At 61.7% G+C, this 17,954-nt stretch carries 30 protein-coding genes; 1 reads left to right on the top strand and 29 read right to left on the bottom strand.

Annotation, left to right across the window (positions count from 1 at the left end):
- Positions 1-6 precede the first annotated feature (6 nt).
- Together RCF49_RS00150 and RCF49_RS00145 are read right to left on the bottom strand one after the other, a co-directional pair.
- Positions 7-1,416, bottom strand: a complete 1,410-nt coding sequence (locus tag RCF49_RS00150; protein WP_432807422.1) for a DegQ family serine endoprotease — start codon at positions 1,414-1,416, stop codon at positions 7-9.
- A gap of 111 nt (positions 1,417-1,527) precedes the next feature.
- Positions 1,528-1,968 carry an Lrp/AsnC family transcriptional regulator gene (locus RCF49_RS00145; RefSeq protein ID WP_342642026.1) on the bottom strand — a complete coding sequence of 147 codons (441 nt, stop codon included), beginning with the start codon at positions 1,966-1,968 and terminating at the stop codon, positions 1,528-1,530.
- Between the two features lie 119 nt (positions 1,969-2,087).
- Between RCF49_RS00145 and RCF49_RS00140 the strand changes: the two genes are divergently transcribed.
- Complete coding sequence (locus tag RCF49_RS00140) at positions 2,088-3,281, top strand: type III PLP-dependent enzyme (protein ID WP_342642025.1); 1,194 nt, start codon at positions 2,088-2,090, stop codon at positions 3,279-3,281.
- A gap of 267 nt (positions 3,282-3,548) precedes the next feature.
- Here RCF49_RS00140 and rplQ read toward each other — a convergent pair whose 3' ends face one another.
- From rplQ to rpsJ, 27 genes are all read right to left on the bottom strand, one after another.
- The gene (rplQ, locus tag RCF49_RS00135) at positions 3,549-3,968 is read right to left on the bottom strand and encodes a 50S ribosomal protein L17 (protein WP_342642024.1); all 420 of its coding nucleotides are present in this window, start codon (positions 3,966-3,968) and stop codon (positions 3,549-3,551) included.
- A gap of 55 nt (positions 3,969-4,023) precedes the next feature.
- Positions 4,024-5,043, bottom strand: coding sequence for a DNA-directed RNA polymerase subunit alpha (locus RCF49_RS00130; RefSeq protein ID WP_342642023.1), 1,020 nt, complete (start codon positions 5,041-5,043; stop codon positions 4,024-4,026).
- A gap of 115 nt (positions 5,044-5,158) precedes the next feature.
- A complete protein-coding gene (gene rpsK / locus RCF49_RS00125) occupies positions 5,159-5,548 on the bottom strand; it encodes a 30S ribosomal protein S11 (protein WP_342642022.1) in 390 nt (129 codons plus the stop codon).
- A gap of 16 nt (positions 5,549-5,564) precedes the next feature.
- Entirely contained in the window at positions 5,565-5,933 is a 369-nt protein-coding gene (rpsM, locus tag RCF49_RS00120; RefSeq protein WP_342642021.1) for a 30S ribosomal protein S13, read from the bottom strand.
- A 194-nt stretch (positions 5,934-6,127) separates the two neighbouring features.
- Positions 6,128-6,706 carry an adenylate kinase gene (locus RCF49_RS00115; protein ID WP_342642020.1) on the bottom strand — a complete coding sequence of 193 codons (579 nt, stop codon included), beginning with the start codon at positions 6,704-6,706 and terminating at the stop codon, positions 6,128-6,130.
- Positions 6,703-8,034, bottom strand: coding sequence for a preprotein translocase subunit SecY (gene secY, locus RCF49_RS00110; RefSeq protein WP_342642019.1), 1,332 nt, complete (start codon positions 8,032-8,034; stop codon positions 6,703-6,705). The genes RCF49_RS00115 and secY overlap by 4 nt, the downstream gene beginning before the upstream one ends.
- Before the next feature lie 163 nt (positions 8,035-8,197).
- Positions 8,198-8,689: a 50S ribosomal protein L15 gene (rplO, locus tag RCF49_RS00105; protein WP_342642018.1), complete on the bottom strand. Its 492-nt coding sequence runs from the start codon at positions 8,687-8,689 to the stop codon at positions 8,198-8,200.
- A 40-nt stretch (positions 8,690-8,729) separates the two neighbouring features.
- Positions 8,730-8,930 carry a 50S ribosomal protein L30 gene (gene rpmD / locus RCF49_RS00100; RefSeq protein ID WP_342642017.1) on the bottom strand — a complete coding sequence of 67 codons (201 nt, stop codon included), beginning with the start codon at positions 8,928-8,930 and terminating at the stop codon, positions 8,730-8,732.
- A gap of 40 nt (positions 8,931-8,970) precedes the next feature.
- On the bottom strand, positions 8,971-9,534 hold the full coding sequence (gene rpsE, locus RCF49_RS00095) for a 30S ribosomal protein S5 (protein WP_342642016.1): 564 nt from the start codon (positions 9,532-9,534) through the stop codon (positions 8,971-8,973).
- A gap of 29 nt (positions 9,535-9,563) precedes the next feature.
- Positions 9,564-9,926 (bottom strand): 50S ribosomal protein L18, encoded by a 363-nt coding sequence (rplR, locus tag RCF49_RS00090; RefSeq protein WP_342642015.1) that lies wholly within the window; start codon positions 9,924-9,926, stop codon positions 9,564-9,566.
- Between the two features lie 14 nt (positions 9,927-9,940).
- The gene (gene rplF, locus RCF49_RS00085; protein ID WP_342642014.1) at positions 9,941-10,477 is read right to left on the bottom strand and encodes a 50S ribosomal protein L6; all 537 of its coding nucleotides are present in this window, start codon (positions 10,475-10,477) and stop codon (positions 9,941-9,943) included.
- A gap of 95 nt (positions 10,478-10,572) precedes the next feature.
- On the bottom strand, positions 10,573-10,971 hold the full coding sequence (rpsH, locus tag RCF49_RS00080; RefSeq protein ID WP_342642013.1) for a 30S ribosomal protein S8: 399 nt from the start codon (positions 10,969-10,971) through the stop codon (positions 10,573-10,575).
- A gap of 23 nt (positions 10,972-10,994) precedes the next feature.
- Positions 10,995-11,300 (bottom strand): 30S ribosomal protein S14, encoded by a 306-nt coding sequence (gene rpsN, locus RCF49_RS00075; RefSeq protein ID WP_342642012.1) that lies wholly within the window; start codon positions 11,298-11,300, stop codon positions 10,995-10,997.
- A gap of 29 nt (positions 11,301-11,329) precedes the next feature.
- Positions 11,330-11,908 carry a 50S ribosomal protein L5 gene (gene rplE / locus RCF49_RS00070; RefSeq protein WP_342642011.1) on the bottom strand — a complete coding sequence of 193 codons (579 nt, stop codon included), beginning with the start codon at positions 11,906-11,908 and terminating at the stop codon, positions 11,330-11,332.
- Positions 11,901-12,218: a 50S ribosomal protein L24 gene (gene rplX, locus RCF49_RS00065; RefSeq protein ID WP_342642010.1), complete on the bottom strand. Its 318-nt coding sequence runs from the start codon at positions 12,216-12,218 to the stop codon at positions 11,901-11,903. The genes rplE and rplX overlap by 8 nt, the downstream gene beginning before the upstream one ends.
- A complete protein-coding gene (gene rplN / locus RCF49_RS00060; protein ID WP_342642009.1) occupies positions 12,218-12,586 on the bottom strand; it encodes a 50S ribosomal protein L14 in 369 nt (122 codons plus the stop codon). Before rplN ends, rplX begins: the two co-directional genes overlap by 1 nt.
- Positions 12,587-12,632: 46 nt before the next feature.
- Positions 12,633-12,911, bottom strand: a complete 279-nt coding sequence (gene rpsQ, locus RCF49_RS00055; RefSeq protein WP_342642008.1) for a 30S ribosomal protein S17 — start codon at positions 12,909-12,911, stop codon at positions 12,633-12,635.
- 17 nt (positions 12,912-12,928) lie between these two features.
- Positions 12,929-13,132, bottom strand: coding sequence for a 50S ribosomal protein L29 (rpmC, locus tag RCF49_RS00050; RefSeq protein ID WP_342644266.1), 204 nt, complete (start codon positions 13,130-13,132; stop codon positions 12,929-12,931).
- A 37-nt stretch (positions 13,133-13,169) separates the two neighbouring features.
- Entirely contained in the window at positions 13,170-13,583 is a 414-nt protein-coding gene (gene rplP, locus RCF49_RS00045; protein ID WP_342642007.1) for a 50S ribosomal protein L16, read from the bottom strand.
- A 59-nt stretch (positions 13,584-13,642) separates the two neighbouring features.
- Positions 13,643-14,371, bottom strand: a complete 729-nt coding sequence (gene rpsC / locus RCF49_RS00040; RefSeq protein WP_342642006.1) for a 30S ribosomal protein S3 — start codon at positions 14,369-14,371, stop codon at positions 13,643-13,645.
- Positions 14,371-14,751: a 50S ribosomal protein L22 gene (gene rplV / locus RCF49_RS00035; RefSeq protein WP_342642005.1), complete on the bottom strand. Its 381-nt coding sequence runs from the start codon at positions 14,749-14,751 to the stop codon at positions 14,371-14,373. Before rplV ends, rpsC begins: the two co-directional genes overlap by 1 nt.
- A gap of 2 nt (positions 14,752-14,753) precedes the next feature.
- Positions 14,754-15,032 (bottom strand): 30S ribosomal protein S19, encoded by a 279-nt coding sequence (rpsS, locus tag RCF49_RS00030; protein WP_342642004.1) that lies wholly within the window; start codon positions 15,030-15,032, stop codon positions 14,754-14,756.
- Positions 15,033-15,044: 12 nt separating this feature from the next.
- Entirely contained in the window at positions 15,045-15,875 is an 831-nt protein-coding gene (rplB, locus tag RCF49_RS00025; protein WP_342642003.1) for a 50S ribosomal protein L2, read from the bottom strand.
- Positions 15,876-15,894: 19 nt separating this feature from the next.
- Positions 15,895-16,185 carry a 50S ribosomal protein L23 gene (locus tag RCF49_RS00020; RefSeq protein WP_342642002.1) on the bottom strand — a complete coding sequence of 97 codons (291 nt, stop codon included), beginning with the start codon at positions 16,183-16,185 and terminating at the stop codon, positions 15,895-15,897.
- The gene (rplD, locus tag RCF49_RS00015) at positions 16,182-16,802 is read right to left on the bottom strand and encodes a 50S ribosomal protein L4 (RefSeq protein ID WP_342642001.1); all 621 of its coding nucleotides are present in this window, start codon (positions 16,800-16,802) and stop codon (positions 16,182-16,184) included. Before rplD ends, RCF49_RS00020 begins: the two co-directional genes overlap by 4 nt.
- Positions 16,803-16,813: 11 nt before the next feature.
- Complete coding sequence (gene rplC, locus RCF49_RS00010; protein ID WP_342642000.1) at positions 16,814-17,548, bottom strand: 50S ribosomal protein L3; 735 nt, start codon at positions 17,546-17,548, stop codon at positions 16,814-16,816.
- A 27-nt stretch (positions 17,549-17,575) separates the two neighbouring features.
- Positions 17,576-17,884 carry a 30S ribosomal protein S10 gene (rpsJ, locus tag RCF49_RS00005; protein WP_342641999.1) on the bottom strand — a complete coding sequence of 103 codons (309 nt, stop codon included), beginning with the start codon at positions 17,882-17,884 and terminating at the stop codon, positions 17,576-17,578.
- Positions 17,885-17,954 lie beyond the last annotated feature (70 nt).

Genomic DNA, 17,954 nt, shown 5'->3' with positions numbered 1-17,954 from the left:
CCTTGCTCAGCCGCCGAAGGTGGACGAGATCACCTGGCCGCCGCGATCTATCACCACTTGCCAGACCCGCGCCGAGCGCCGGGTGGCGGCAACCGCGTCGGCCACCGAGGCAATCTTCCGGCCATTAATTTCCAGCAGGACATCGCCCGGACGAAAGCCCAGCTGGCCCGCCGGCCCGCGCTCAAGATCGGTGACGACCACGCCCTCGCCCACCCGGCTCAAGCCCAGCTCCTCAGCAACTGCCGGCGAGAGATTGACCACCACGAGGCCCGAGAGCGGCGAGCGGCCTTGCAGCGTGGTCCGGTTGCGGGCGGGCTGCTCGGGCGGTGCGATCACCGATACCTCCGCCGTCATTTTCTTGCCATCCCGCAGGAATGTCACCTCGGCGCGGCTGCCAACGTCCAGAGTTGAAAAGCGGTAATTGGCGGCCGCCGGACTGTCGACCGGCCGTCCAGCAATGGCGAGCAGCACGTCACCGGTGCGAAGGCCCGCTTTGATGAGGGGCGATTCGGGGTGACCATCCAGGATTACGGCGCCGGTGGGGGCCGGGAGTCCAAGGGATTCCGCAATGTCGGCCGTCATGTCCTGCATGTTCACGCCAAGCCAGGGCCGCACCAGCTTTCCGCCCGAATGGGCGGCGGCCACCACGGTGCGCACCGTATTGGCGGGAATGGCAAAGCCAATGCCGATCGATCCGCCGGAGCGGGAATAGATCGCCGTGTTGATGCCGACCAGGCGGCCATTCATATCGACGAGCGCACCGCCGGAATTGCCGGGATTGATGGCCGCATCGGTCTGGATGAAGAACTGATAATCGCTGATGCCGACACCGGTGCGGGCGAGGGCTGAGACAATGCCGCTCGTCACGGTCTGTCCGACACCGAAGGGATTGCCGATCGCCAGAACAAGATCGCCCACCTCGAGGCTGTCGCTGTCATCGAAGGTGATGGCGGGGAGCTTGGCGCCGTTCGTGTCGATCTTGAGCACTGCAAGGTCGGTACGCTCATCGGCCAGAAGCACCTTTGCCTCGAATTCGCGCTTGTCGGAGAGAACCACCAGGATCTCAGCACCCTTGCCCACCACGTGATTGTTGGTGACGATAATCCCGCTCTCATCCACAATCACGCCGGAGCCCAAAGAGCGCTCAACCCGTTCGCGCGGAATGCCGAAACCGCCATCACCGAAAAACCGCCTGAAGAAGGGATCCTGGAAGAAGGGCATAACCTCGGTGCGCACAAGCCGCTTGGTGTAGATATTGACCACGGCCGGCGCGGTTTGCTTCACAATCGGTGAGAAAGACAGGCGCAGTTGCTCATTGCTCGCCGGAACCTGCCGCATCTGAGCCGATGCAGGCATAGCGCCAAGCGCAACCATCACAACGATAAACATGCTGCGAAGCCAGGTCATGCGGTCCATCATCCTCCGCGGGAAATCAATAAGCTCGTTCAAGATCAAGGCCTGCCCCTACCTTTCGCCCTCACCATAGGTAAGGGCGGCTGCCGGTGCCTGCAAAGCCTTCTCCCACCCTCAGCGCCGGTCAAGCTTGGTTGAAAGCACGACGGCCGATTCGGTGCCGGTCACACCGGGTATTAACCCAATATCATCAAGCACCCGGTCGAGGTCCTCTGCCGATGCCGCACGGAGCATGGCGACAAGGTCGAATTTACCACTGACCGTATAGAGTTGTTCCACCTCGGCGAAACGGTGGAGAGCCCGTGTCACATCGACACTGCGTCGAGGCTCGATTTCGATCGTCACCACTGCCTTCAGGCTGCGCCGATGAGCGACCTCTCCGAGCTTAACCGCATAGCCGGTGATGATGCGCCGGTCCTCGAGCTTGCGCAGCCGGTCCTGAACCGTCGTGCGGGACAGGCCGAGCTTGCGCGCAAGTGCGGAGACGGGCTCACGCGCATTCACGCGAAGAAGATCGATGAGCTGAAGGTCCTTGGGGGAGAGTTGATCCGTCATTTCGACGGCGAGTTATGTCAGATCGCAGCGCATCACGTCAATTCCAAGCAGATTAACGTCTGTTTGCCGGCGGCGAAATGCGGTTCGGTTGCGCAGAGGACAGCGGACAGGAGACCGGTATGACGCAGCAGACCATCGGCGGCCCGGAAGCCAACCACGTCATTCACCTGATCAGCGAGGCCAACCCTGTGCTGCGCGATGCGGGCGATGTGGCAAGGCTGCTTCGGCCGGAAGATCCCGTGCTCTGCTTCGCGCCCGACCGCCTGACGCAGGCCGTTCGGCGTTTCGCCAGCTTTCCCGGCACGGTTGCCTATGCGGTGAAGGCCAATCCGGCCAAGCCAGTGCTGCGGGCCTTGGCGGCCGCCGGCATCAACCAGTTCGACACGGCATCGGTGGATGAAATCGCGCTGGTGAAGTCGCTCGCGCCCGATGCCACGTGTCACTACCACAATCCCGTCAAGTCGCGCGCCGAGATCGCCCGCGCCTTCGAGCAGTTCGGGGTGCGCCGGTTCTCAGTCGATCATCCGGCGGAGCTCAACAAGATCTGTGACGTGGTGGGATCACGAGGACCGGCCGAGATCGCCATCCGTTTCCGGATGACCGCTCATAAGGGCGCGGTTCATGATTTCAGCACGAAATTCGGCGCCATGCCCGAGCATGCCGCACAGCTGCTGCGCGCCGCCGCAGAACGGGGCATGCGACCGCTGCTCACCTTCCATCCCGGCTCGCAATGCATAGAGCCCGACGCCTATCGCCGCCATATCAAGCTTGCCGCCGAGATCGCCGAGACCGCAGAGGTGAAGCTCGACATCCTGAATGTGGGCGGCGGTTTTCCAGCGCGATATCCAAGCCTTCCCACACCGGCGCTCGAAGAGATCTTCGCCGCGATCCTCGAGGCGCGCGATGAGGCCTTCCCCAGCCATAAGCCGGCGCTCGAGGCGGAACCCGGCCGTGCGCTGGTTTGCGAAGCCTTTTCGCTCCTGGCGCAGGTCAAGCTCGTCAAACGGGACACAGCCGAGATCTATCTGAATGACGGGATCTACGGGGCGCTCATGGAATATAGCCAGACAAAACGTCTGTCGCCCCCCTACCGCATCATCGATCCACGCCAGCCACTCACCTGCGCCTACATGGCCTATGGCCCGACCTGCGATCCGCTCGACTGTCTGCCCAACGCCATCACCGGGCCTGATGATCTTACGGAAGGTGATTATATCGAGCTTGGCAATGTCGGTGCCTATGGCGAGGCGACAGTCACCCGTTTCAACGGCTATGGAAAGCTTGCCACCGTCACCGTTGAATCAGTGGTCTAACGACGCGCGTTAAATGATTCAAACGGCTGGGCATAGAGCCACTTCTCTGCGAACCGCCGATGGCGCTAGCCACTCCCATGAAGCAAAACTCTCGCGCGAAGCGGTGCCGGTCCGCCCGGTCCGGGTTGGGCTTGGCCAAGCCGTCACCGCGCAACCCGCTATCCACAATGCAGACAAAGACTCCCGTTCGCTGCCAGCACGCAAAAGAAAAAGCGCGGGGATGGTCCCGCGCCTTTTGCATCTCGATCGTTGCCGCCGGCTGGCTAATCAGGCCGCCTGGGCCTCGTCCTCGGTCACCACTGGGCCCGAATCCTTGCCCTTCTCGGCAGGATCACGGTCGACCAGCTCGATCACGGCAAGCGGCGCATTGTCACCGTAACGGAAGCCGGCCTTCAGAACGCGGGTATAGCCGCCCTGACGGTCCTGGTAACGCCCACCGAGAGTATCGAACAGCTTGCCCACCTGCTCGACATCGCGGATCTGCGCAATAGCCTGGCGACGGCGGTGAAGCCCGCCCTTCTTGGCCAGCGTGATCAGCCGCTCGACGATCGGCCGGAGTTCCTTGGCCTTGGGCAGTGTCGTCACGATCTGCTCATGCTTGATCAGGGATGCCGCCATGTTGGCGAACATCGCCTTGCGATGGCTCGCTGTCCTGTTGAGCTTCCGCCCGCTCTTACCGTGGCGCATCGCGCGTCTCTCCTCAAATCCTCATCAGCCAGTTGCTCTCAACGGAGGCTCAGGCTCAGTACTGGTTCTCGTATTTCTTTGCGAGCTCTTCGATGTTCTCCGGCGGCCAGTTGGGGGCCTCCATGCCGAGATGCAGCCCCATCTGGGCGAGAACTTCCTTGATCTCGTTCAGCGACTTGCGACCGAAATTGGGGGTGCGCAGCATCTCCGCTTCGGTCTTCTGAATGAGGTCGCCGATATAGACGATGTTGTCGTTCTTGAGGCAGTTGGCCGAGCGGACCGACAGCTCGAGCTCGTCGACCTTCTTGAGCAGTGCCGCATTGAAGGGCAGCTCGGACGGCTGACGTTCCTCCTCAACGACCCGGCTCGGCTCCTCGAAGTTGATGAACACCTGGAGCTGATCCTGAAGAATGCGCGCGGCATAGGCCACCGCATCTTCCGGGGTGATCGAGCCATCGGTCTCAACCGACAAGGTCAGCTTGTCGTAATCGAGAATCTGCCCTTCACGGGTGTTCTCGACCTTGTAGGAGACCTTCTTGACCGGGCTATAGAGACTGTCGACCGGGATCAGGCCTATCGGCGCATCCTCGGGCCGGTTGCGATCAGCGGCCACATAGCCCTTGCCGATATTGACGGTGAATTCCATGCGGATCTCGGCGCCCTCGTCGAGGGTGCAGATCACATGCTCGGGGTTCAGCACCTGAATATCGGCAGTCTCTTCGATGTCACCCGCCTTCACGACCCCAGGGCCCTGCTTCTTGAGCAGGAGGCGCTTGGGACCTTCGACGTGCATTTTGAGCGCGATTTCCTTGATGTTCAGCACGATGTCGGTCACATCCTCGCGCACACCGGCGATCGAGGAGAATTCGTGCAAAACGCCATCGATATGCACAGAGGTGATCGCCGCACCCTGCAGCGATGACAACAGCACGCGACGCAGCGCGTTGCCAAGGGTCAGACCGAAGCCGCGCTCGAGAGGCTCCGCGACCAAAGTGGCGACGCATTTCGGATTACGACCAGGCGCAACCTCGAGCTTGGTCGGCTTGATCAGATCCTGCCAATTCTTCTGGATCACTTCGAATCCTCGTTCGTCATTGTTTGCGCAGGGCCACGGGGATAGTGACCCAAATGCGCTGCGCGGCTCGACAGCCCGGCCCGGAATGCCGGCGCCTTGCCGTATTCAAAGCCAATCAGACGCGACGGCGTTTGGGAGGCCGGCAACCATTATGGGCAATCGGCGTCACATCGCGGATCGTGGTGATCTGCAGGCCGACCGACTGGAGGGCACGCAAAGCCGATTCGCGGCCCGAACCCGGCCCCTTCACCTCAACCTCCAAGGTGCGCATGCCGTGATCCATGGCGCGGCGCGCAGCTTCTTCGGCCGCCATCTGAGCGGCGAAGGGCGTCGACTTGCGGGAGCCCTTGAAGCCCATCTTGCCCGCCGAGGCCCAGGAGATCGCGTTGCCCTGAACGTCAGTGATCGTGATCATCGTATTGTTGAAGGTCGCATTCACGTGAGCCACGCCCGACGTGATGTTCTTGCGCTCCTTGCGGCGAACGCGAGTGGCGTCTTTAACCATGAATCAGCCCTTGTCCTTACTTCTTCTTACCGGCAATTGCCTTCGCCGGACCTTTGCGGGTACGGGCATTGGTGTGGGTGCGCTGGCCGCGCACCGGCAGACCGCGGCGGTGACGCAGGCCACGATAGCAGCCGAGATCCATCAGCCGCTTGATGTTCATGGCCACCTCGCGGCGAAGGTCACCTTCGACGAGATAGTCCCGGTCAATCGTCTCGCGGATCTGCAACACGTCCGCGTCCGACAATTCGTTGACCCGCCTCTCCTGTGGAATGCCAACCTTGCCACAGATCTCGCGAGCCATTCTCGGCCCGATCCCGTGAATATAGGTGAGCGCGATTTCCACGCGCTTGTTCGTCGGAATGTTGACGCCAGCAATACGGGCCACGTCGGCTTCTCCTGCAATCGCCCGGCAAATCTCGCCGAGCCCCTAAACTTCCTGAAAGGAGGCGCTAACGACACAAGGCTGCACCTTCGGCAAATTCCGGAGAACTGCCAGAGGCCAGCCTGGTCGGGCGCAACAAAGTTCGCGTTATGTATGACGAGTCTGACGTTTCGTCAACACGCGGCTTTGCTTTGCTCTCAAGCCGCCAGATCGAGCACCTGCCCGATCTGGCGATTGACACTCTCAACATCGGCCATGCCGTCGACGGTCTTCAGCACGCCGCGTGCCCGATAATAGGCCGCAACTGGTGCCGTCTGCTCATTATAGACCGCCAGTCGCTTCTTCAGCGCCTCGGCATTGTCATCGGCGCGCGGGCCACCCGCGGTCTCGCTTGCGCGCTTCTCGATGCGGCTTACGAGGATGCCCTCATCCACACCGAGCTCGATCACTGCGTCGAGCCTGAGGCCAAGACGCTCAAGCATCTCATCCAAAGCCTTGGCCTGCGCGACATTGCGGGGGAAACCATCGAGAATGAACCCGTTGGCGCAGTCCTCCGCCTGGATCCGCTCGGCAATGATGTCGACCACGTCCTGATCAGGCACCAATTCGCCACGGGCCATTATCGCCTCAACCTTACGGCCAAGCTCCGTGCCCTGGGCAATGGCCGCGCGCAGCATATCGCCGGTGGACAGCTGCCGGAGCCCGCGTTGCTCCTCCAACAGCTTAGCCTGCGTTCCCTTACCCGCCCCGGGCGGGCCAAGCAGGATCACGTTCATCGACGGGCACCCCTCAGCTTTGCCTTCTTCACCAGGCCCTCATATTGATGGGCCAAAAGATGGCTCTGCACCTGCGCAACTGTGTCCATGGTGACGCTGACGACGATCAGCAGAGACGTTCCCCCGAAATAGAAGGGCAGCGCCCAATAAGACCTCAGGATCTCCGGCATCAAACAAACGGCGGCGATATAGATCGCACCCACCAATGTGATCCGGGTGAGGACGTAATCGATATAGTCGGCGGTCCGCTCACCGGGCCGGATGCCCGGAATGAAGCCACCATGCTTCTTCAGGTTGTCAGCCGTATCCTTCGGATTGAACACGATCGCCGTGTAGAAGAAGGAGAAGAACAGGATCAGCGCGACATAAATCAAGAGGAAGAGCGGCTGGCCGGGTCCGAGCAGCGCCGTGACGGTCGTGAGCCAGCCAGGTCCATGGCCCGACATGAAATTGGCGATGGTGACGGGCAGCAACAAAAGGGACGAGGCAAAGATCGGCGGAATGACGCCGGCCGTGTTCAGCTTCAGCGGCAGATGAGAGCTGTCGCCCTGGAAAATCTTATTGCCCACCTGACGCTTGGGATATTGTACCAGGATCCGCCGCTGCGCTCGCTCCATGAAGACGATGAACATCACCACCGCGATCGCCATGATCACGACGCCGATGATGAGGTAGGTCGAGAGGATGCCCTGCCGGCCCAGTTCCAAGGTGCTGACGATCGCGCGCGGCAGTTCGGCCACGATGCCCGCGAAGATAATGAGCGAAATGCCGTTGCCGATGCCACGGGCCGTGATCTGCTCGCCCAGCCACATCAGGAAAACCGTGCCGCCCACGAGGGTGATCACGGTGGATGCTCGGAAGAACCAGCCGGGATCAAGCACCACATTGCCTGATCCCTCTAGCCCCACCGCAATGGCATAGGCCTGCACGGTGGCAAGGATCACCGTGCCATAACGGGTATATTGGTTGAGCGTCTTGCGGCCCTGCTCACCCTCTTTCTTCAGCGCCTCGAGATGCGGCGAGACCGACGTCATCAGCTGCACGATGATGGAGGCCGAGATATAGGGCATGATGTTGAGGGCGAAGATCGCCATGCGGCCGAGTGCGCCGCCGGCAAGGCCGTTGATCCAGCCCAGGATGCCGGCGGAATTCTGCTGCACCAGGCGCGCGAGCTCGCCGGGGTCGATGCCCGGAACCGGAATATAGGTTCCAAGCCTGTACACAATCAGAGCGCCAAGCGTGAACCAGATCCGCTTCTTGAGTTCAGTCGCCTTACCGAAGGCCGCGAGATTGATATTCGCGGCAAGCTGCTCTGCTGCTGATGCCATGTTCTTCCTCGAGCGGGTACCGCTTGCCGACCACGTGGACGGGATACCCGAAGCCGCCAGGCCACGTCCGGCCAACCGATCATCGTTACCCGCCCGGCATGCCGGAGAGGCAGCCTCGTCAGGCGGAACAGTCTAGCAAGCGTTCCGCCAAACACTCGACGCGTCAGGACGCCGCGTCAGCCTTCTGGCCCTGTTCCGGCGCAGTGATCACGACCGTGCCGCCCACCTTTTCCACAGCGGCGCGTGCGGAGGCCGTGGCGTGATTGACTTCGATGGCGATCTTGGCCTTCAGCTCACCGCTGCCGAGCAGGCGAAGCCCGTCCAGGCGCCGCGACAGAATGCCTGCCGCCACCAGAGTATCGACGGTGATCGTCCCATCATTGGCGAGCTTCTTTGCGTCGATCGCCGCCTGCAGCCGTCCGACATTGATCTCGTTGAAGCTCTTGGCATGAATGTTGTTGAAGCCGCGCTTCGGCAGGCGCCGATAGATCGGCATCTGACCGCCTTCGAAGCCGTTGATCGCAACACCCGAGCGCGCCTTCTGACCCTTAACGCCGTGGCCGGAGGTCTTGCCCAGACCCGAGCCAATGCCGCGGCCGCGCCGCTTGGCAGGATGGCGGGAGCCCGGATTGTCATTCAGTTCGTTCAGTTTCATGTTTCTCGATCCTTGGGATCCAATGACAGCCGAGCGACGGCTATTCCACCACCCGCACGAGGTGAGAGACCTTGCGGATCATGCCCCGCACTTCCGGCGTATCCTTGAGGACCGACCGCGCATGCATGCGCTTAAGGCCGAGACCCAGAAGGGTTGCCTGCTGGTCCTTGGGACGGCGGATCGCGCTGGAGACCTGCTCGACGGTCACCGTCCCGCCATTCTGTGAATTCGCCTTGGCCATGACGCCATATCCTCGTAGCAAGCCCTCGCGAGAGGACTGATTACTCCACCAGCGCCGAAGCATCCCTGCGGCGGGAGACGATGTCGCTCACCTTTTTGCCGCGACGCGATGCAACCTGGCGCGGGCTCTTCTCATTCTTGAGCGCATCGAACGTGGCGCGAACCATGTTGTAGGGGTTGGACGTGCCAACCGACTTCGCAACAACATCCTGCACACCAAGGGTCTCGAAAACGGCGCGCATCGGACCGCCGGCAATGATGCCGGTTCCAGGAGGAGCCGCACGGAGCACCACGCGCCCAGCACCATGATGGCCAAGAACGTCGTGATGGAGCGTCCGGCCCTCGCGCAACGGCACGCGAACCATGGTGCGCTTTGCGGTCTCGGTGGCCTTGCGGATGGCCTCCGGCACCTCGCGTGCCTTGCCATGGCCGAAGCCAACCCGGCCCTTCTGGTCGCCCACAACCACCAGAGCGGCAAAGCCGAAGCGGCGTCCGCCCTTCACGACCTTGGCCACGCGATTGATGTGCACCAGCTTATCGACGAACTCGCTATCGCGCTCGTCACGATCCCTGCGGTCTTCCCGCTCTCTTTCTTTCGTGGCCATGGCGTTCGCCCTGTTCTCTCAAATCCGACTTAGAAATCCAGGCCGCCTTCGCGCGCGGCTTCCGCCAGCGCCTTGACCCGACCATGATAGAGGTATCCGCCGCGATCAAAGACCACAGCAGAGACACCCGCGCCCTTGGCACGCTCGGCAATCAGCTTGCCGACAACGCTGGCGGCACCAATGTCGCCGCCCGTCTTCAGCGTGCCCTTCACATCCGCCTCGAGGGTCGAGGCTGCGGCAAGGGTTACACCCTTCTCATCATCGATGATCTGGGCGTAAATGTTCTTATGGGAGCGGAACACGCTGAGCCGCGGGCGGCCATAAGCGCGAGCCTTCAATGCCTTGCGCACCCGCGCAGAACGGCGCTCCTCTTGGGAAAGCTTGCGGACCATCCTCGAAACTCCCGTTACTTCTTCTTGCCTTCCTTGCGGAAGATCACCTCGCCAGCATATTTGATGCCCTTGCCTTTATAGGGCTCGGGCGGACGGAAGTCGCGGATCTCGGCCGCAACCTGACCGACACGCTGCTTGTCGATGCCGGAGATGACAATCTCGACCGGCCGCGGCGTCTCGATCTTGATGCCTTTGGGCACATCGTATTTCACGTCGTGGCTATAGCCGAGCTGCAGCTGCAGGGTGGAGCCCTGCATGGCGGCACGATAGCCAACACCGTTGATCTCAAGCGTCTTCTTGAACCCGCTGGAGACGCCTTCGACCATATTGGCGATCAGCGTGCGGCTCATGCCCCACATGGCGCGAGCGCGCTTGGACTCATCGCGCGGCGTCACTGCAACCGAGCCATCCTCGCCCAGGCTCGCGATGACCTCATCCACGAGCACCATCGAAAGCTCGCCCTGAGGGCCCTTCGCCGCCACGTTGCGGCCATCGATCGAGACCGACACTCCCTTCGGCACGGGGACGGGCTTCTTACCGGTCCTGGACATAGGTATATTCCTGCTCTCCTGTCGCCACCGTTATCCGCCTTGCGGAACCAGCGGCAGATCATCCCAGATAAATGCGTTCCTCACACCGCCTGCCATTAGAAGACGGTGCAGAGGACCTCGCCGCCGACATTGCGCTCGCGCGCGTCGTTGTCGGACATCACGCCCTGTGAGGTCGACAATATGGAAATGCCAAGCCCGTTATAAACGGTCGGCATGGTCGTCACCGAGGCATAGACCCGCCGCCCTGGCGTCGACACCCGCTTGATGTCATGGATCACCGGCTCGCCATCAAAATATTTGAGCGAGATCTCGATCTCTTTCTTGCCGCCATCGAACTCAACCTCGGCGTAACCGCGGATGAAGCCCTCTTGCTCCAGCACGTCGAGAACGCGCTTGCGCAGCTTCGAAGCCGGCGTCGTCACCTTCGACTTGCCGCGCAGCTGAGCATTGCGGATTCTCGTCAACATATCGCCGAGCGGATCATTCACACTCATCTCATCCGTCTCCCAGATTCCGCTTACCAGCTGGACTTGACCATGCCTGGGATCGCACCGCTATGGGCGAGCTCCCTCAGCGCGATACGCGAAATCTTCATCTTCCGATAGAAGGCGCGCGGACGCCCCGTCATCTCACAGCGATTGCGAATGCGGCTCGGCGCCGAATTGCGCGGCAAGGCAGCAAGCTTCAGCTGCGCCTCGAAACGCTCCTCGATCGGCAGCTCACGATTCTTGACGATCTCCTTGAGCCGTGCACGCCGTCCGGAAAACTGCTGGGCAAGCTTCCGACGCCGCTTATTGGTCTCGATCGCGCTCTTCTTGGCCATTTCGGTCCTCTAATCTCTTGCGCTGCCGTTCACGCGGCCTGGCGCTTCGCCGGCGCCTGGCGGAACGGGAAGTCGAAAGCCTCGAGCAGGGCCCGTGCTTCCTCATCGGTGGGAGCGGTCGTGCAGATGATCACGTCCATACCCCAGATGCGCTCCGCCCGGTCATAGTCGATTTCCGGGAAAATGATGTGCTCCTTGATGCCGAGCGCATAATTGCCCTTGCCATCGAAGCTCGTGGTCGGCAGCCCGCGAAAGTCGCGAACGCGCGGCAGGGCAATGGTCAGCAGCCGGTCAAAGAACTCATACATGCGGGCCCGGCGCAGGGTCACCTTGGCGCCGATCGGCATGCCATCACGAACCTTGAAGGTCGCAATGGACTTGCGCGCCCGGGTGATGACCGACTTCTGACCAGCGATCAGGCTCAGGTCTTCCGCAGCAGCCTTGACCAGCTTGGTGTCACCAACGGCCTCGCCGATGCCCATGTTGAGCACGATCTTGTCGAGCTCCGGCACCTGGTGAACGTTGGTGTAGTTGAACTTCTCGGTCAGCTGCGCGCGCACCACTTCATCATAATGGCGCTGCAGGCGCGGAATATATGTCTCAGCCATCGACCACCTCCCCGGAGCGGCGCGCGACCCGCACCTTGCTTCCGTCATTGAGGATCTTGAAGCCAACCCGCGACGGCTTGCCGTCCTTCGGGTCCGCAATTGCCAGATTCGACAGGTGGATCGGCAGTTCCTTGGAGATAATGCCGCCTTCCTGCGTGCCCGTCTGCTTCTGGTGGCGCTGCACCCGATTGACACCCTGGACCACCGCCCGGTTCTCAGACGGCAGCACCTTGAGCACCTCGCCCCGCTTGCCCTTATCCTTGCCGGCGAGCACCACGACCGTGTCGCCCTTCTTGATCTTCGCGGCCATCAGAGCACCTCCGGCGCCAGCGAAATGATCTTCATGTGGTTCCGCGCCCTGAGCTCGCGAGGGACGGGGCCGAAAATGCGCGTCCCAATGGGCTCGCCCTGATTGTTGATCAGCACGGCCGCATTTCCATCGAAGCGGATCACCGAACCATCGGCCCGATGAATGTCCTTCGCGGTGCGCACGACCACCGCCTTCATCACATTGCCCTTCTTCACACGGCCGCGCGGGATCGCCTCCTTGACCGACACGACGATCACGTCACCGACATGGGCGTATTTGCGATGCGAACCGCCCAGAACCTTGATGCACTGCACCCGGCGCGCGCCGGAATTGTCGGCTACGTCCAGATTGGTTTGCATCTGTATCATGGCACCACCTTCAATCTTTCACGTCTGCCCGATCAGATCGGCAGCGTCACTTCTGAGCTCCGGCGGCTTCGGCTGCAACGGCCCTGCCCTCGGTCACGTTCTCAATCAGCGTCCAGGTCTTCAGCTTGGAGATCGGACGGCATTCCTGAATGCGCACGATGTCGCCGACCTTGGCCGAGCGGTTCTCGTCATGCGCATGAAACTTCTTCGACCGACGGACGGTCTTCTTGAACAGCGGGTGGGTGAAGCGGCGCTCCACCTGCACCACGATGGTGCGATCGTTCTTGTCGCTGACGACAACACCTTGCAGGATGCGCTTGGGCATCTCTTCTCTCCCGTCCTTCAGCTTGCCGCAGCGGCATTGGCGCGCTGACGCTGAACCGTCATGATCCGCGCGACATCGCGACGAACCTGGCGGATGCGCGCCGTGTTCTCAACCTGGCCGACCGCCTTCTGGAAGCGCAGATTGAACTGCTCCTTCTTGAGCTTCAGCAGTTCGTCCTTGAGCTGGTCGTCGCTCAGGAGCTTTACGTCGGAGGCCTTCATAGCGGTCATTCCCATCAAATCGTCAGTCGCTCAGGCGTCATTCACCGAAGCGCGCCACAAAGCGCGTGGTGATCGGCAGCTTGGCCGCACCGAGGCGCAGCGCCTCCTCCGCGATCTCGCGATCGACGCCATCGATCTCGAACATGATCCGGCCCGGCTTCACCTTGGCTGCCCAGAATTCCGGCGAACCCTTGCCCTTACCCATGCGCACTTCAGTCGGCTTCTTGGACACTGGAACATCCGGAAAAATCCGGATCCAAACGCGTCCACTGCGCTTCATGTGGCGGGTGATGGCACGGCGTGCCGCCTCGATCTGACGCGCGGTCACGCGCTCCGGCTCGAGTGCTTTTAGGCCATAGGCGCCGAAATTCAGCTCGGTGCCGCCTTTGGCCTTGCCATGGATCCGCCCCTTGTGCTGCTTGCGGAATTTCGTGCGTTTTGGCTGCAGCATTGTCTTTCGTCCTCAAACTCGTGCATCGGCACTCGGGCCGCGGTCACACCCAAACTGGTTCAGGCCACTTCCCGCCGCTGACGCTCACGATCGCCACGCTCACTGCGGCCGCCACTCTCCTGCGGCTCCTGCAAGCGCTTCTCGGATGCAAATGGATCATGCTCAAGGATCTCGCCCTTGAAGATCCAGACCTTGATGCCGATCGTGCCATAAGCGGTATGTGCCGTGGCCGTGCCGAAATCGATATCAGCACGCAGCGTGTGCAGCGGCACGCGCCCTTCGCGGTACCATTCCGTGCGCGCGATCTCCGCTCCACCGAGACGGCCGCCGCAGGTGATCCTGATGCCCTGGGCGCCCAGACGCATGGCCGACTGAACGGCACGCTTCATGGCACGCCGGAAGGCCACCCGGCGCTCCAGCTGCTGGGCGATGTTCTCGGCAACCAGCTGGCTGTCCATCTCGGGCTTGCGCACCTCGACGATGTTCAGGTGAACATCGGAGGAGGTGTACTCGCCGATCTTGCGGCGCAGCTTCTCGATATCGGCGCCCTTCTTGCCAATAACCACACCCGGACGGGCCGTGTGGATGGTCACCCGGCATTTCTTGTGGGGGCGCTCGATGACGATGCGCGAGACGCCGGCCTGCTTGAGGGCATCCCTCAGATAGGCCTTGATCTTGAGATCCTCGTGCAGCAGCTTCGAATATTCGCCGCGGTCAGCAAACCAGCGGGAATCCCAGGTGCGATTGACCCCGATCCGGAAGCCGGTAGGATTGATCTTCTGTCCCATTATGCGGCCTCCTCAACCTGACGCACCACAATCGTCAGCTGGCTAAAGGGCTTGCTGATGCGGCCGGCACGCCCACGAGCGCGGGGGCTGAAGCGCTTCATCACCAACCCCTTGCCCACGAAAGCTTCCGCCACGACCAGGCTGTCCACGTCCAGCGAATGGTTGTTCTCGGCATTGGCAATGGCCGATTGCAACGTCTTCTTCACGTCGTGCGAAATGCGCTTGCGCGAGAAGGTCAGCTCGGCCAGGGCCTTGTCCACCTTCTTGCCGCGGATCATCGCAGCCACGACATTGAGCTTCTGGGGCGAGACACGGAGAGAGCGCAAGACCGCCTTCGCCGCGTTATCTCCAAGCACCCGCTCTCTCGAACGCTTGCCCATGATTACTTCCTCTTCGCCTTGCGATCAGCGGCATGGCCGTAGAAGGTCCGGGTCGGCGCGAACTCGCCGAATTTGTGACCGACCATCTCTTCCGTGACATTGACCGGGATGTGCTTCTGGCCGTTATGGACCGCAAATGTCAGCCCGACGAACTGGGGCACGATCGTCGACCGGCGGCTCCAGATCTTGATGGCGTGATTGCGACCCGAAGCGCGCGCCTCTTCCGCCTTCTTCAAGACGTAACCGTCGATGAACGGACCTTTCCAAACCGAGCGTGCCACGGCGTATTACCTCTATTTCTTCAAGTGACGGCTGCGCAGGATATATTTCTGCGTGCCCTTGTTTCTGCGGGTGCGCTTGCCCTTGGTCGGCTTGCCCCATGGGGTGACCGGATGACGGCCGCCAGAGGTGCGCCCCTCACCACCACCATGGGGGTGGTCGATCGGGTTCATCGCCACGCCGCGGACAACCGGACGGATCCCGAGCCAGCGGCTGCGCCCAGCCTTACCGATCGAACGGTTGGCGTGGTCCGGATTCGATACGGCACCAACCGTTGCCAGGCACTCGCCGCGAACGACCCGCGTTTCGCCGGAGCGCAGGCGCAGCTGGGCATAACCCTGGTCGCGGCCGACCAGCTGAGCATAGGCTCCTGCCGAGCGCGCGATCTGACCGCCCTTGCCTTCCTTCATCTCGATATTGTGCACGATCGTGCCGACCGGCATGTTGGCGAGCGGCATGGCATTGCCGGGCTTCACGTCAACACGCTCACCAGACACGACGGTGTCACCGACATTCAAGCGCTGGGGCGCGAGAATGTAAGACAGCTCGCCATCGGCATATTTGATCAGCGCGATGAAGGCCGAGCGGTTCGGGTCATACTCGATTCGCTCGACGGTCGCCTCGATATCGAACTTCCGCCGCTTAAAATCAACCAGGCGATAGGCCCGCTTGTGGCCACCGCCACGCTGCCAAGTGGTGACGCGGCCAGTGTTGTTGCGGCCGCCGCTCTTGGAGAGACCCTCAGTGAGAGCCTTGACCGGCTTGCCGCGCCAAAGGCCGGTGCGATCAACAAGCACCAGACTGCGCTGTCCCGGCGTCGTCGGCTTGTAGGTTTTCAGTGCCATTACGAAAAGCCTCTCGTCCTCAGATGCCGGTCGTCACGTCGATCGACTGCCCTTCCTCGAGCGTGACAATCGCCTTCTTGACATCGCTCTGGCGTCCCACCGTGCCGCGGAAGCGCTTCACCTTGCCCTTGCGCAGCAGCGTGTTGACCGCCTTCACCTTCACCCCAAACAGAGCCTCGACGGCCTGCTTGATCTCGGGCTTGGTGGCGTCGCGCGCCACATTGAACAGAACCTGGTTGTGTTCCGAGACCATGGTGGATTTCTCGGTGATCACCGGGCTCTTGATGACATCGTACAGCTTCGGATTCATTTGAACCGCTCCTCGAGCGCCTCGATGGCGGCCTTGGTGAGCACCAGCTGCTTGCAGCGCAGCACGTCATAAACATTGATGCCTTGCACCGGCAGAACATCGATGCCAGGCAGGTTGCGCGCCGCCAGCCCGAAGTTCGGATCAATCTCCGTGCCGCCGATGATCAGGGCATTCTCAAGCCCGAGCTTTCCGAAGGCATCTTTAAGCGCCTTGGTCTTGGCCTCAGAGGCCACCGCCTGATCAAGGACGATGAGCTCTTCCGCCTTCGCCTTGGCAGAGAGCGCGTGCTTCAAAGCCAGCGCCCGCACCTTCTTCGGCAGATCGATCGCGTGGTCACGCGAGACGGGACCAAAGGCCTTGCCGCCCCCACGAAACACGCCAACCTTGCGGCTGCCGTGACGGGCACGGCCGGTGCCCTTCTGCTTGTAGAGCTTCATGGTGGAGTAGGATACCTCACCACGGTCCTTCGCCTTGTGGGTGCCTGCCCGGCGCTTCGCCAGCTGCCAGACCACCATGCGATGCAGGATGTCGGCGCGCGGCTCGAGCCCGAAAATATGATCGGCAAGCTCCACCGAGCCGGCGTCCTTGGCATCCAGAGTTTTCACTTCGAGCTTCATCTCGGATACCTTCACCCTTGTGTCTCAGCGCCGCCTTCAGCCGCCTCGGCGGTGACGGGCACGCTCTCGCCAGTCTTGCGGAAAGCACCAGGAAACGGCACGTTCTCGGGCAGCTTGCGCTTGACTGCGTCGGACAGATAGACCCAGCCGCCCTTCGAGCCCGGGATCGAGCCCTTCACAAGAATGAGACCACGCTCCGGGTCAGTGCTCACGACCTGCAGATTCTGCGTCGTGACGCGCTCGGCACCCATGTGGCCGGCCATCTTCTTGTTCTTGAACACCTTGCCCGGATCCTGCCGATTACCGGTCGATCCATGGCTGCGGTGGGAGATCGACACACCATGGCTGGCCCGGAGGCCGCCAAAGTTGTGGCGCTTCATCACGCCCGCGAAACCCTTGCCGATCGAAATACCGCAAGCATCCACATATTGGCCCGCCACGAAGTGGTCGGCCGTAAGCTCGGAGCCCACCTCGATGAGGTTGTCCGGGCTCACGCGGAACTCCGCGACCTTCCGCTTCGGCTCGACCTGCACGACCGCAAACTGGCCGCGCTGCGCCTTGGTAACCCGATTGACCTTAGCCGTGCCAACGCCCAGCTGAACGGCTGTGTAGCCATCCTTCTCCTGGGTGCGGTGCGCCACGACCTGACACTTGTCGAGTTTCAAGACCGTCACGGGAATGTTCCGGCCGTCCTCGGTGTAGATCCGGGTCATACCAAGCTTCTGCGCGATGACACCTGACCGCATCGCTTTGGTCCTTTCGCTTAAAAGGCCTTAGAGCTTAATCTCGACATCGACGCCAGCCGCCAAGTCGAGCTTCATGAGAGCATCGACCGTCTGCGGGGTCGGATCGAGGATGTCCAAAAGCCGCTTATGAGTGCGAATCTCAAACTGCTCGCGGCTCTTCTTATCGATATGCGGCGACCGGTTGACGGTGAACCGCTCGATCCGAGTCGGCAGCGGCACAGGACCGTGCACCTGAGCGCCAGTGCGCTTGGCGGTGTTCACGATCTCCCGGGTCGACGCATCGAGGATGCGATGGTCGAACGCCTTGAGCCGAATGCGGATGTTCTGTCTCTGCATAATTCTTGACCCGCGATGCAGCGCGCTCTCAACCGTGGAGGCTGAGAGCGCGAGCTGGTTTCTCTTCCAA

Origin of the sequence: Rhodoligotrophos sp. CJ14 (assembly GCF_038811545.1) — a bacterium.
GTDB classification, from domain to species: Bacteria; Pseudomonadota; Alphaproteobacteria; order Rhizobiales; family Im1; genus Rhodoligotrophos; species Rhodoligotrophos ferricapiens.
Note: the sequence above shows the minus strand (reverse complement) of the source record. Positions and strands in the feature narration are given on the sequence as shown.

Excerpts from the sequence above, each read along its gene's own strand:
- RCF49_RS00150 (WP_432807422.1), bottom strand. The coding sequence starts at position 1,416 with ATGGACCGCATGACCTGGCTTCGCAGCATGTTTATCGTTGTGATGGTT.
- RCF49_RS00145 (WP_342642026.1), bottom strand. The coding sequence starts at position 1,968 with ATGACGGATCAACTCTCCCCCAAGGACCTTCAGCTCATCGATCTTCTT.
- RCF49_RS00140 (WP_342642025.1), top strand. The coding sequence starts at position 2,088 with ATGACGCAGCAGACCATCGGCGGCCCGGAAGCCAACCACGTCATTCAC.
- rplQ (WP_342642024.1), bottom strand. The coding sequence starts at position 3,968 with ATGCGCCACGGTAAGAGCGGGCGGAAGCTCAACAGGACAGCGAGCCAT.
- rpsK (WP_342642022.1), bottom strand. The coding sequence starts at position 5,548 with ATGGTTAAAGACGCCACTCGCGTTCGCCGCAAGGAGCGCAAGAACATC.
- RCF49_RS00115 (WP_342642020.1), bottom strand. The coding sequence starts at position 6,706 with ATGAACGTGATCCTGCTTGGCCCGCCCGGGGCGGGTAAGGGAACGCAG.
- secY (WP_342642019.1), bottom strand. The coding sequence starts at position 8,034 with ATGGCATCAGCAGCAGAGCAGCTTGCCGCGAATATCAATCTCGCGGCC.
- rplO (WP_342642018.1), bottom strand. The coding sequence starts at position 8,689 with ATGAAACTGAACGAACTGAATGACAATCCGGGCTCCCGCCATCCTGCC.
- rpmD (WP_342642017.1), bottom strand. The coding sequence starts at position 8,930 with ATGGCCAAGGCGAATTCACAGAATGGCGGGACGGTGACCGTCGAGCAG.
- rpsE (WP_342642016.1), bottom strand. The coding sequence starts at position 9,534 with ATGGCCACGAAAGAAAGAGAGCGGGAAGACCGCAGGGATCGTGACGAG.
- rplR (WP_342642015.1), bottom strand. The coding sequence starts at position 9,926 with ATGGTCCGCAAGCTTTCCCAAGAGGAGCGCCGTTCTGCGCGGGTGCGC.
- rplF (WP_342642014.1), bottom strand. The coding sequence starts at position 10,477 with ATGTCCAGGACCGGTAAGAAGCCCGTCCCCGTGCCGAAGGGAGTGTCG.
- rpsH (WP_342642013.1), bottom strand. The coding sequence starts at position 10,971 with ATGAGTGTGAATGATCCGCTCGGCGATATGTTGACGAGAATCCGCAAT.
- rpsN (WP_342642012.1), bottom strand. The coding sequence starts at position 11,300 with ATGGCCAAGAAGAGCGCGATCGAGACCAATAAGCGGCGTCGGAAGCTT.
- rplE (WP_342642011.1), bottom strand. The coding sequence starts at position 11,908 with ATGGCTGAGACATATATTCCGCGCCTGCAGCGCCATTATGATGAAGTG.
- rplX (WP_342642010.1), bottom strand. The coding sequence starts at position 12,218 with ATGGCCGCGAAGATCAAGAAGGGCGACACGGTCGTGGTGCTCGCCGGC.
- rplN (WP_342642009.1), bottom strand. The coding sequence starts at position 12,586 with ATGATACAGATGCAAACCAATCTGGACGTAGCCGACAATTCCGGCGCG.
- rpsQ (WP_342642008.1), bottom strand. The coding sequence starts at position 12,911 with ATGCCCAAGCGCATCCTGCAAGGTGTTGTCGTCAGCGACAAGAACGAT.
- rpmC (WP_342644266.1), bottom strand. The coding sequence starts at position 13,132 with ATGAAGGCCTCCGACGTAAAGCTCCTGAGCGACGACCAGCTCAAGGAC.
- rplP (WP_342642007.1), bottom strand. The coding sequence starts at position 13,583 with ATGCTGCAGCCAAAACGCACGAAATTCCGCAAGCAGCACAAGGGGCGG.
- rpsC (WP_342642006.1), bottom strand. The coding sequence starts at position 14,371 with ATGGGACAGAAGATCAATCCTACCGGCTTCCGGATCGGGGTCAATCGC.
- rplV (WP_342642005.1), bottom strand. The coding sequence starts at position 14,751 with ATGGGCAAGCGTTCGAGAGAGCGGGTGCTTGGAGATAACGCGGCGAAG.
- rplB (WP_342642003.1), bottom strand. The coding sequence starts at position 15,875 with ATGGCACTGAAAACCTACAAGCCGACGACGCCGGGACAGCGCAGTCTG.
- RCF49_RS00020 (WP_342642002.1), bottom strand. The coding sequence starts at position 16,185 with ATGAATCCGAAGCTGTACGATGTCATCAAGAGCCCGGTGATCACCGAG.
- rplD (WP_342642001.1), bottom strand. The coding sequence starts at position 16,802 with ATGAAGCTCGAAGTGAAAACTCTGGATGCCAAGGACGCCGGCTCGGTG.
- rplC (WP_342642000.1), bottom strand. The coding sequence starts at position 17,548 with ATGCGGTCAGGTGTCATCGCGCAGAAGCTTGGTATGACCCGGATCTAC.
- rpsJ (WP_342641999.1), bottom strand. The coding sequence starts at position 17,884 with ATGCAGAGACAGAACATCCGCATTCGGCTCAAGGCGTTCGACCATCGC.